The organism is Bacillus velezensis (assembly GCF_001461825.1).
Lineage (GTDB): Bacteria > Bacillota > Bacilli > Bacillales > Bacillaceae > Bacillus > Bacillus velezensis.
The window spans coordinates 596255-608368 of sequence record NZ_LLZC01000012.1 but is presented as its reverse complement, the minus strand read 5'-3'; the positions used below and the strand labels follow the sequence as shown (position 1 = coordinate 608368).

The window sequence follows — 12114 nt, the reverse complement described above, 5'->3', positions numbered from 1 at the left end:
TATCCTCCTAAGAAAATTAAATTTGCTCCGTCATTTTGACAGGCAATCAGATAGTCACAAATTCATGAGGGTTCATTCCCTCGATCGGAATCGGCTTGGTCAGCTTCATCAGCCCCATGCGGGAGATCGGCTGCGTCAGCAGAGTTTCCAGCGCCTGCATCCCTTCCGCCCGGCTGATCAGCCCGAGACCGATTGCACTCAGTCTGTCAAACTCTTCAGAAATGTGATTGTCAGCCCGCTCCCAATAACCCCAGTTCATCACTTTGACCGGGCATGACAGCCGTCCGGAAAGCTCATGGGCAAATGCGTCTTTAAATGCGCACCCCGCCGCATAATGACTTTGATTCGGATTCTTAATATATGAAATAACCGAAGAGAAAAAGAGAATAAAGTCCAAAGACTCTTTCGCAAATACTTCGGCAATGTTGACGGAAATATCCACTTTCGCCGCAAGACCGGCGTGAAACTGTGATTCTTCCATATCTTTTACGCTTTCATTCGCAAATACCATCGCTGAATGAACGACGCCGCTGATGGTGCCGTATGTGTTTTTAATCTGTTCATAGGCGCGCTGAAGCGATGGAAGATCAGAAGCATCTGCGGCTATATATTCGGGAGCCGGGCCTGATGGCCGGTACCGGTCTATTTTTTGGCGTATCCGGCTGTCCAGCGGCCGCCTCCCGATCCAGACGACTCGGGCTTTATACGTCGTCACTATATAATCTGTCCAAACCTCGCCGATGCCTCCCGCACCGCCGATGATGACATATACGCCTCCATAGCGGTAAGGAACACTTTCAGACGGCCCGCTTTGGACCGGAAGCAATTGAGGCCTGTACCATTCCTGATGTCTGCGCACCCATGCTTTACCCGTACGGTCGCGGGGCAGGCTGAATATGTCTTCTGCGGGGAAAACCCCCCCGTCTTCAAGATCGACCAGACGGATGTGCCAGCTCGGATGTTCTTTTGCGAGAGACCCGACGAAACCGTGCACACTGGAATGAGCGGGACGCACCTCATCATATTGGGTGATAGGCTGTGCTTGGTGCGTAATCACCGTCATCCCGAGCTGCTCTTTTCCATACCCGAGACCGATAAGAGCTTTGGCCGCTCTGAAAATTTGCAGCACCCCGCTTTTTTGATCATGGCTGTCAGAATCAGCCGGCTGAGGGGCAAACCAGATCATATGCTGAATCTCACCGAGACGGCGGAGCCGATCAGATATCACTTCAACGGAAGCACTTTGGCCGATATCAAATCGCACAGCTTTAGGAAACAATCGTAAAACCGCGTCCGCCTGCCCATCTGTACCGCCTATGATGACAGCTTTTGCTTCAGAAATGGGGAAGCCGGTTTGGTTGTCTATCGGTTCCGCGTCCCATACCTGCATCAGTTTGACGGCTCCGGTAAGGTTACCCGGCAGATCGTATTGCTTATTATCGGTTACGGCCGGCGCACTTTCGGCCATCCGGGCAGAAAATCCTTTTATCCTTACACACACATTGCCGCGTTCATCACATATATCAATGTCCATTCTTCGCACGGCCGGTGTTTCATGCGTCACAAACACGGCCGCCCACATGTTTGGACTGCACGGATGAAAAACGGTCAGTTCATGTAATTCAAAAGGCATTAACGGCTGCTCCGGATAACCCGCTTGATCTTCATTCATAACGCCGATGGCCGCCTGAAAAGCGGAATCAATCAGACTCGGATGGAGCACAAACTGTTCGGCTTCATCAGAAACGGAAGCAGGGAGCACCAATTTAGCCAAGGCTTCTTTTTCCCCGCAATAAATGTGATCAATTCCTTGATGTGAAGGTCCGTATACAATTTCCGCCTTTGCAAACGCCGCATAGCAGTCTTCTTTTGACAGCACTTTTTTGCGGCAGCGCGCTTTCAGCTGTTCAATATGCAAAACCGGCGCCTCAGACAGCGGCTCAATCACAGCGCTGCCTTCACAATAAATGTCTGAATCGTTTTCATTGCTGTACACTTGAAATGAAACATTGCCGTTATCCTCCAAGGAAAGCCCTGTCGTCATACGCAGCGGCTCTTTTTTGTGAACGGCCTGGCGTATCCAGCTGATATACCGCAGCGAAATGCCGGTTTTAGCCGTGTATTCAGCGGCTAACGGCGCGGCAGCCAGTTCAGCCGCGGCTCTCGCCATTTCAAGATAAGCCGCCCCGGGGAGAACACGCTTGTTTCGGACGATATGATCAGCTAAGAAGAATTCATCTCCGTTCAGTATCGTACTGAATTTTTGTTCTAACAAATCTGATGTATTGCGGTGAAGCAGCGGGTGAAGCCTGCTTTCTGTATTTACGGAAGTGACGGTATGATCGGGCTCCGGTATCCAATATCGTTCCTTTGCAAACGGATACGTCGGCAGACTCATCCTGCGCGGTTTCTCCTCCTGATACAGCCGCGTCCAATCTATCTCAAATCCTTTTGACCACAGCTCCGCAAGTTTTTTGTAAGTGCCGCTGTCCATCCATTTTCGGATCAGCTCCTCCGTATCCTGATCATCGTTCAGGAAACCCCTGATTTCCGTTCCGCTATCAGACCGCCCTTGAAAGCAGCCGTCAATCTGCCGTTTTCGTTCTGTAAATTCGGTTAATTTCCTGATCAGGTCCGCTTGATCGTTCACTAAAAAAACAAGCCGTTCTTCCATTGCCAGCCGTCCCGTTTGCAGCGTATACGCCAGTGACCGCAGGGAAAAAGATTCATCAGGCTGCTTATCTAAACCGGACTGGCCGAAAAGACCGGAAAGAATATCCTTATGTTTCTCATCGTTTGTAAGACATTCTGCTAAAGTCCGGACGGAAGTATGCTGTATGAGATCAGTCATGTCTATTGCCAGCCCGTATTGATCCGTCATCAGCTCAGAAAACTGTGTCAGCTGCATGACATCCAAGCCGAATTCCTTCCAATCCTGTTCACCATCTACCGAGCCGGCCTCTACATGCAGAACATCCGCCAGAACACTGCGCAACGCATTTTCCAGCTGATTTTGCATTGTAACTCTTTTGTCATGAAGCGGCCCGCTTCCTTCAAGCGCTTTATCTTTGAGAAACATCAGCAGCCGGGCAGCGTATTCCTTCAGCCGCTCCGGATTTTTCGCTGATAGAGGCACGATATACGGTCTCTCTTGATTCTCCGTAATGCCGGGGTTTTTGGGCCTGTACTCTTCTAAAATGAGATGAACGTTTGAACCCGTCGCCCCGAATGAACTGATGCCTGCGCGTCTCGGACAGGAATGTTCACGGCCGTTCTCTGTATACACCGGCTTTTTCCATGACTCGGTTTTTTGCTGCACGTAAAATGGCGAGTCCTCTAAACGGAGATACGGATTAATCGTCTCTGAGTGCAAAGAAGGGACAAGCGTTTTGTGAAACAGCTGCAAAACCGTTTTATGAAGCCCGCTGATCCCGGCGGCTGATTCCGCATGTCCGATATTCGATTTAACGGAACCGATCGCACAAAATTGCCGATCCTCCGTAAACGTGCGGTAAGCTTTAACAAGACCTTGTATTTCAATCGGATCTCCTAAAGAAGTTCCGGTTCCGTGCGCTTCCACATAAGAAATCGTCCGGGGATCGATCCCAGTCTTTTCAAGGCATTCAGCTATCATATCCCCCTGCGCCACGGGGCTCGGCACGGTAATCCCGCTGACGGTTCCCACGTGATTGACGGCGCTGCCTTTTATCACCGCATAAATATGATCCTTATCTTCTTCGGCTTTGTGGAGCGGCTTCAGCAGCACGGCCCCGATGCCGTCAGCTGAGACATAGCCTGTGCCGCCTTCACCGAACGTGCGGCACAGCCCGTCACTCGAATGCATATCCATTAAGCCGTATGTGATATATTTTGTCGGGTGCAATGATAAATTGACGCCTCCGGCAAGAGCTGCTTCACATTCACCGCGTCTCAGACTTTCCGCCGCCATATGGACGGCCGTCAAAGATGACGAACACACCGTGTCAACCGCCATGCTCGGCCCGTGAAAATTGCAAAAATATGAAACACGGTTTGCGATCGGCGCATAGTTCAAGGGATAAGGAAAGACCAGCCCTTTCGCCGCAGCTTCAGCGCCGGCGAGAGAATAATCCATATGCATCACCCCGGCAAACACACCGACGTTCATTCTCTTATTCGGCCCTTTCGGCTGAACGATTGTTTCCGGGGTGTAGCCCGCATCCTCAATCGTTTCCCAGCATGTTTCCAAAAACAATCGTTCTTGCGGATCTTTAGCTTCTGCCTCCCGCGGAGAAATCCGGAAAAATTTCGCATCAAAACAATCCGGATCGTCTATAAAACCGCCCCATTTGGAAATCGGCTTGCCGGACGGCGATCGCAAATGCTCATATGTCCTCGTATCCCAGCGGGAACGAGGCACTTCCGTTACGCTGTTTTCTCCATTTTTTAAATTTGTCCAAAATTCACGAAGATTTTTGGCGCCGGGGTACCGTCCCGCCATCCCGACGATCGCAATATCTCCATTCTGCGTTCCGGCTGATGCCGACTTTTTCACGCGGATTTGGGTCGTCCTCTTTTTTTCCCGGGGCAAAGGCTCAGCACTTGAATGTCCGCTTTGAGCATGGCCGAAACCGGCTCCGTAATGTTCGCACAAATATCCCGCCAATTCCGCGATTGTCGTGTATTCAAATAACAGCGTCGGCAGTAGCTGCGTTCCGATTTTTTGTTCAATTTCCTTCACCATGTCCAACAGCCCCGGAGAATCCAGCCCCATTTCATAGTAGCCGATATCCGGGTCAATCTCTTTCACAGGTTTGTTCAATCGGGCGGCAAGCAATTCTTTTAAATAAAGGATGCACTGTTCAGTAAGGCCGGCGGAAGCCTCCGCACGGCGGGGCTCAGAAGGCGCCGGTTCCGCTTGCGGAGCCGGGACGGCATTCCGCCCGTCAGGTTCTTTCTTTTGCCGTTTCTGATTGATCAGTTCCGGGTCCCTCACCAGTTTATTGGCGAAGTTTTTCAGTTCGCCGACTTTTCTGCCTTCCTCATTGAAAAACTCCATTGTCACGTAAACGAGATCTTTCTTACGGGTGACGGATTCTTTTTTTATCTTGGTGATACATGTTGTCTGCAGCAATTCGGCGCAATAAAACGATTCATAAAACAGCGGCAGAAATAATTGCCCCTCCTTCCTCGTCAAAGGAGCGAGGTATACATTGGAGCCGATGCTGCTCGCATCTATCAATGCGGGATGAAACATCGCCTCTTCTGCATGTTCCAGCTGATCCTTTTGCACCGACAGATCAATATAAATCTCTTTTTCAGTTTGGTAGACGCTTCCGCAGCCTTTCATCATTCCTGAATGAACCAGTTCTTGATCCCTGCATTCCGCGTAAATGTCCTCAAGCGGTATTTCTGCCGCCGTTTGTTTTACGGCATCCATCCGGACGCTCTCTTGGAAGCCGGCGGGCTTGACGGAATGCATTTGCGCCGCGGCATATACCTTTGTCTCTGCTGCTTCGTCACCTTGTTTTTGCCCTTTCACCTCCACCTTCCACTGCTCTTCGCCGTTCTCTGTACAGTCAACGGAAAGCAGGATTGATTCTCCCTGTTCAGGAGCTAAAGGGTGAAAAATCGATAAGTGCCTGAGTTCAAGGCCGGCATGAAAAAAACCGTTTTCTCTGAAAGTCTGATAGATCAGGTCAATATAAGCCAGACCCGGCAGCAGTTCCTTTCCATAGGCTTTATGATGTTTCAGAACGGGATGCTGATTGTTAATAAGAAGCTGCTCTTGCATATGAACTTCCTCCATATCGACGTTCAATTTTCAGCGCAATCAGTAAGTCTTCATTTGTTTCCAAAACGTATTCGGGCGGGACTTATGTGCGTTTTCATGCAGGCTTTCGGCTTTGTCCGGACGAATGGGCCGGCGTTTTAATTCCTGTCTCGGCAAAGGCTTTCTGACCGGGGTATACGCCTCTTGCTCCCAGGCTTCCACTATGACATGGGCATTCGTCCCTCCGTCAGCGAAGCTGCTGACGGCGGCAATCCGCGGTGAATCCGTCCATTCACGCAGCGCGTGCGAAAAATAAAACGGCGAGGCGGACAGATCGTAATGCGTCATCGGCTCTTTGCCGGAAAGGAAAGGCACACGTTTTCGGCGCGAGAGCATAAGCACTGTTTTAATGAAACCGGCAATCCCTTCAGCACATAACGGGTGTCCGATATTCGGCTTCATCGACCCCAATTCGCAAGGCGCGCTGTTTTGCATACGGTATACCGCTTCAATCGCCCTCAGCTCCAAAAGATCCGTTACTTCAGAGCCAGAACCGTTTGCTTCAATGTAGCTGATATCCTCCGCTTTTCTGCCGCTTTTGGCAAGCGCCTTGGCCATCACTTCTTTCTGCGCCTGTATATTCGGTGTGGCAGGCCCCGCGGTTCTGCCGTCATTGTTTACGGAAATGCCTTTAATGACCGCATGAATCCGGTCCCCGTCTTTTACAGCCTGGGCCGCTGTTTTTAAATACACCATTCCGACGCCTTCTCCCAATACGATGCCGCCGGTGCGGCGGTCAAAAATATGAAACGCAGGCTCTTCACTTAACAAATTGCGGAGTTCGAACATCCGGTGGGTTTGACCGGATTCCAGCAGACTGACTCCCCCGACCACCGCTGAGTCGATTTCACCGCAAGAAAGCGCCTGTATCGCCATATTCATACCGACAAGCGCTGAAGAACAGGCCGTATCCAAAACAAGACTCGGCCCCTTCAAATCAAAGAACTGAGAAAGATTGGCCGCTAAGTAATTCGGGCCGGCGGCGACTATCGGATTTTTTGCATGCTTCAGACGGTTTTCGTCAGGCATACTGCCCCCGCGTCCTCCTAAATAGACACCGGCTGACCTGCCTTTCATTTCTTGTAACGAGTAACCGCTGTCTCTGAACAGATGAAGCGCCTCTTCTAATAAAAGAAAGGACTGGATATCCATTGCCTTGATGTCTTCTTCGGGAATAAGGAAAAACTCCGGGTCAAAATGCGTTACATTTTTTAAAAGGCCCGCATAATCCGCCTTCTCCGTTTTCCAGCGCTCTTTCGGCACCCTTTGAATGGCTGACGTTCCTTCAGACAGCAGCTTCCAATAAGCTTCAATTGATTCAGCTCCCGGAAAACGGCAGGACATTCCGACAACAGCGATATCTTGCGCCGCTGCACCGCCAGAAGGCTGAATGACAGCGGCTGCCGTTTGTTTGGGAACGTCCGGGATTACAGGCTGAACCGGTTTTGAAACGGCAGCTTTGATTTCCGGATATGCTGTTTCAAGCCATCCGGCCAGCGCAGCAACCGTAGGGTATTCATACAGCACCGCCGGGTCAAGGTCAGCTTTGATCCTCTTTCCGATCGCTCTGGACACTTGGGCAAGCATGATGGAATCGGCTCCGTAATCTTGAAACGGTGTATCAGATTCAAATCTTGACGGCTCCAGTCTTAATTCCCGGCAGCAAATGCCCGTCAGCCACTCCTCAACGCTTTCTGTATCGGCCTGTTCCTGCTTCTTTGTTTCGGTAAGGCCGGATGAAAGCAGCAGACGGCCAGGCTCCCATTTTTCCGGGTGAATGACGGCCGGCATAATAACAGACCCGCAATCGCCTGCCATAATGGCATCAAACAGGCTCAGCCCTTCTCTGTCAGTGATGCTCTTTAAACCGCTTTTCAGATAGGCCCGGCTTTTTGATTCGCCCATACCCGTTTCTTTCCAGCTCGGCCATTGGATGCTCAGCACCGGAAAACCTTTTGCGGCCGCAAAATAATCCATATAGGCGTTAGCCATGGCATAATCGCTTTGTCCCGCTCCTAATTCCGGCATCACGCCGGACACTGAAGAAAACAGCGCAAAAAACCGGAGAGGCTCCTTGTGCAGCGCTTGATACAAAAGGTCCAGTCCGTCTGTTTTAGGCTCAAGCACGGTCATCATCTGTTCTCTTGTTTTGCGGATAAAGGCCGGATGATCGAGATCTACGGCTCCCGCCGCGTGTATCACGCCTCCTATCGGCCCCATCTTCTCTTTCACCCGGCTGACGGCCTGCTCATATTCAGGGCCGGAAGATACAGACAGCACTTCCGTTCGGACACCTTTTTGTTCGAGCTCTCTGATTCTTCTCACTTTATCGGAAAACGGGGAATTCCGTTTGACATGATCATCCCACTCCGCTTTCGGAGGCATTGTTTCTTTTCCGGTAAGCACGAGTTTCGTGACTCCGTATCGTTCGGCAAAATGCCGGGCGAATAAATATCCGAGTCCCCGGGTTCCTCCGGTGATCCAGAGCACATGGTCTTTCGGAAATGAAAATTCTTTTTCTGCTAAGCTGTTTGTTTCCTTTAACCGCGCGTGATAGCGCACACCGTTTCGGTAACACACTTCGATGTCTTCAGAATCGCGAAAAAACTCCTCTGCGATCTGGTTTGCCAGCTCAGGATCTTCGGCAGTCTGTTCTGCATCCATATGCCGCGAGCGAATATCCTTATACTCACTTTGGAGCATCCGGTACAATCCGGCCTTTTTTGCACCTGAGAGATTTATCGTTTCATTTGCAAAAGGTTCAAGCCCCTTTGTCACACAAAGCAGCTGAAGCTTTCGGCCGCGGTTTCTGTTGTCAATGAGAGACTGCAGACGATGAATCCAGCCGTCATCATGATTGATTTCCGTCCCGCATCCGGTCACATCAATCAGACCGCCAAACCGGGCCGCGTCCCCGGATATTTCCGGTGATGCAGCGTCAATGATTTCAGACTCGGGGAAATAACGGGACAGCTCAACGGCCAAATTTCCTGTCTGGTGATCGGCGGCTATTCCGATGACGCCCCGCACTTCCTTAACCGGAACACTGCTGCTTTCTGCCCAGCTTTTCTGTAAAAAGCGGGTTTCACGAAATGTTTCAGAATGTGTTTCAGCACCGCGAACATTGTCAGGCGCTGCATCGTCCGGCCAATACCGATCCTTTATAAATGGATAACCGGGAAGGCTGATGCGGTGCGGCAGGCTGCCGTTATAAAGCTCTGACCAATCAATCTTCAGCCCTTTTACCCAAAGTTCCAGAAGCTTCGCGAATTTTTTTCGTTTCATCCATTTACGGACGGCTTCCTGCATATCTTCATCCTTAAAAACGGCTAGAATGTCTTTATACTGTTTGCTTTTCCCCCTGAAGCAGCCGTCTGTCCCGCCGTCAATAAAACGCTGCAGTTTTTCCGCTAACTGCTCTGTCGACGTCACGATAAACGCCGCACGTTCTTCCATCGCTTCTCTTCCGGTTTGAAGGGTGTAAGCCGCATCCCGGAGGCTGCGGTCTGTGACGTCATTTTTTCTGATCGCTTGAAGAAGCTGCTGCGCCCGCTGCTTCAGGCTGGCCTCCTGTTTGGCGGATAATAAAATGACTGCGGGATCTTCATCTGTGAATGGCTCAGAAATCTCCCTATCAGGTTCAATATATTCTTCTATCAATATGTGGGCATTTGCCCCGCCCGCGCCAAAAGAAGAGATGCCCGCGATTCTCGGAATCTCCTTTTGCGCTCCGTTTTCCTCAATGACCGGCCGCTTCCAGTCTGCCAATTCACGCTGCACCACAAACGGCGTCCGGTCAAATGCAATATTCGGATTCAATTTTCGGCAATGTAATGAGGGGGCAAGCTTTCGTTTTTGAAACTGGAGCAGCAGTTTCGTTACACCGGCAATGCCTGCCGCGGCTTCCAAATGCCCGATATTGGATTTAACTGAGCTGATGGCGCAAAAGCCTTTATCTGACGTTTTCGTTTGAAATGCGCGGGTCAAACCGTCAATTTCGATCGGATCTCCGAGTTCAGTGCCCGTGCCGTGGGCTTCGATACAGCTGATCATCCGCGGATGTATTCCTGATTTTTCAAGCGCGCCGGAAATCACGTCAGCCTGGGCGCTCGGACTCGGCACTGTATACCCGTTTGTTCTGCCGCCGTGATTGATATGAGTGCCGCGAATCACCCCGTAAATACGGTCCTTATCAGCTATCGCTTTTGACAGCGGCTTTAACAGCACGGCTCCGACGCCTTCCCCGGGAACAAATCCGTCCCCGCCTTCACCGAAACTTTTGCACGTTCCGTCTTTTGAAAGCATTCGATAGGCGCTGAGCTCCGCATAAGCCGAAGGATGCGTATACACATTCACACCGCCGGCAATCGCCATGTCGCATTCGCCGCGAAGGATGTTTTCACACGCTTCATGAATTGCAGTCAGAGAAGACGAGCACATCGTGTCGACCGGCATGCTCGGCCCTTTCAGATTAAGAAAATAGGAAACTCTGTTGGCCGCTGAACTGAACGACGTTTTCGGCTGCAGGGCGCCGCCGTTTTTCCAGTACATTCCGTACCCGTTTTTCGTAATGCCCGCAAAAACGCCGACCCGGCCGTTATACAGATTCTCAAGCTGTTCCTTCGTATAACCGGCATCCTCCATCACCTGCCAGCACATTTCAATAAAGAGACGCTCCTGCGGGTCCATATTCAAAGCATCACGGGGTGAAATTTGAAAAAACAGCGGATCAAAGAAAGCGGCATCTTTCAGAAACCCGCCCCGCTTACTGTAACTTTTCCCTTCTTTCACGGCCGCTTCGGGAACAGGGTTGTAGTACTTGTCCTTTTCCCAGCGCTCTTCGGGAATTTCCGTCACACAGTCTTTTCCGGCTGCTAAGTTATCCCAGTACGCTTCAAGTGTTTCAGCTTGCGGATAACGTCCGCTGACTCCGATAATCGCAATTCCTTCTTTTGTCTGGTTCTCATTGGAAAAAGAAGGCCGTTTCTTTCGCTTGATAAACGACGGAAGCACCGGAAAATCTTCATTTGCCAAAACCTGTTCTGATACGCCTGAACGGTGCTCATCATCATTTGTCCATTTTCGGCATTCTTTTGGATAATCCGTGACAAAGTGAGCTGCCAGGGAGCCCAGTGTCTTATATTCGTAAAAAACCGTTTTGGAAAGGTCACCGAAAAGCAGAGACAATTCGCGATTCAATTTCGTCACAGTGACTGAGTCGATTCCGTAGGTTTCCAGCGGCTCTTCAGTATCTATGTTGGAAACAGCAATTTTTGTAGTCAGGGCAAAAAGCGTTTTGAGCTGAAGAAGCGTTTGTTCATACAAATGTTCACTGCGGTGTTCGGCACTGATTTTTCCGGAAGCGCCCGTCTTGATGACAGGCTGCAGCTTCAACCCCGACAGGGAAGCCCATATTTTTCCTTCTCCGTCACATAAATCAATATAAAAGCTCCCCGCCTTCTCTTGTATCTCGGCCCATACCTTGTCAGGACAAGATTCATAAAACAAAAGCTCGTCCAATGAAACCGGGGCGAGCGTTTTATATTCTTTGCCGCCAAGCAGCGCGCATGCCTTTGTCACACTTTGCATCACACAGGGAGGGAGGCCGAATCGGGCGGATTCTTTTTGGTTTGTCAATGGGATTGATATATCTGCCAGCATCCGTCCTGCTGAGGCGTAAATACGCTCAATTCCTTTCATGTGCTCACTGTATTGAACGGTATCGTTCTGAGTGATGGCTACAATTTGCTGCTGATCCATCAGGGAACCGCTGTTTTCCTTCAAGCGGCTGATATCCAGCATGCCGGGCGCAGTATCAACTGGCTGAATCGTCCCTTGGCTGTACACATCATGATGACTGTAATCGGCAGAAAATGGATTATAAATCTCAAACCTTTTGGCTTCACCCTCTGCGGGTATCAGCCTGATTTCGATATGGAACGGCTCAGCCTCAGTCAGAATGGGCTTTGACCACACGATATGCGTCAGCCGGACAGCCTCAGTCTCCTTTACTGTCAAAACAGCCGCAGCTCTCGCCATTTCCAAAAGAAGTTCTCCGGGCATAAGCTTTTTACGCTGTAAAGAAACATCAGCGAGAAAAAATTCCCGGCCGCTGAAAGCTGCCGAGAATCCCTGTCCCGTTTCATCGGAAATATGCTGCTGAGCAAGCGGATGAAGGGATGCCGCTTGGCGAAGTCCCATCCGCATATCATAATCGCGCAAAATGCCGATCGCATCCTGTTTTGTCATTTTTTTATTTTTGACGTCAGAAAAAACCCGGTGCAGAAACTCTTTCATATGGT

Annotated in this window: 2 protein-coding genes; both read right to left on the bottom strand. The window is 50.4% G+C overall.

Annotated features, from left to right (window positions below; translation table 11 throughout):
• Positions 1 to 46: 46 nt before the first annotated feature.
• Positions 47 to 5773, bottom strand: a complete 5727-nt coding sequence (locus AR442_RS07165; protein ID WP_053284910.1) for a type I polyketide synthase — start codon at positions 5771 to 5773, stop codon at positions 47 to 49.
• A gap of 39 nt (positions 5774 to 5812) precedes the next feature.
• Positions 5813 to 12109: a type I polyketide synthase gene (locus AR442_RS07160; protein WP_053284911.1), complete on the bottom strand. Its 6297-nt coding sequence runs from the start codon at positions 12107 to 12109 to the stop codon at positions 5813 to 5815.
• Positions 12110 to 12114: the final 5 nt, after the last annotated feature.

Bases quoted from the DNA above. Each gene is read 5' to 3' on its own strand.
- AR442_RS07165 (WP_053284910.1), bottom strand. From the start codon at position 5,773: ATGCAAGAGCAGCTTCTTATTAACAATCAGCATCCCGTTCTGAAACAT.
- AR442_RS07160 (WP_053284911.1), bottom strand. From the start codon at position 12,109: ATGAAAGAGTTTCTGCACCGGGTTTTTTCTGACGTCAAAAATAAAAAA.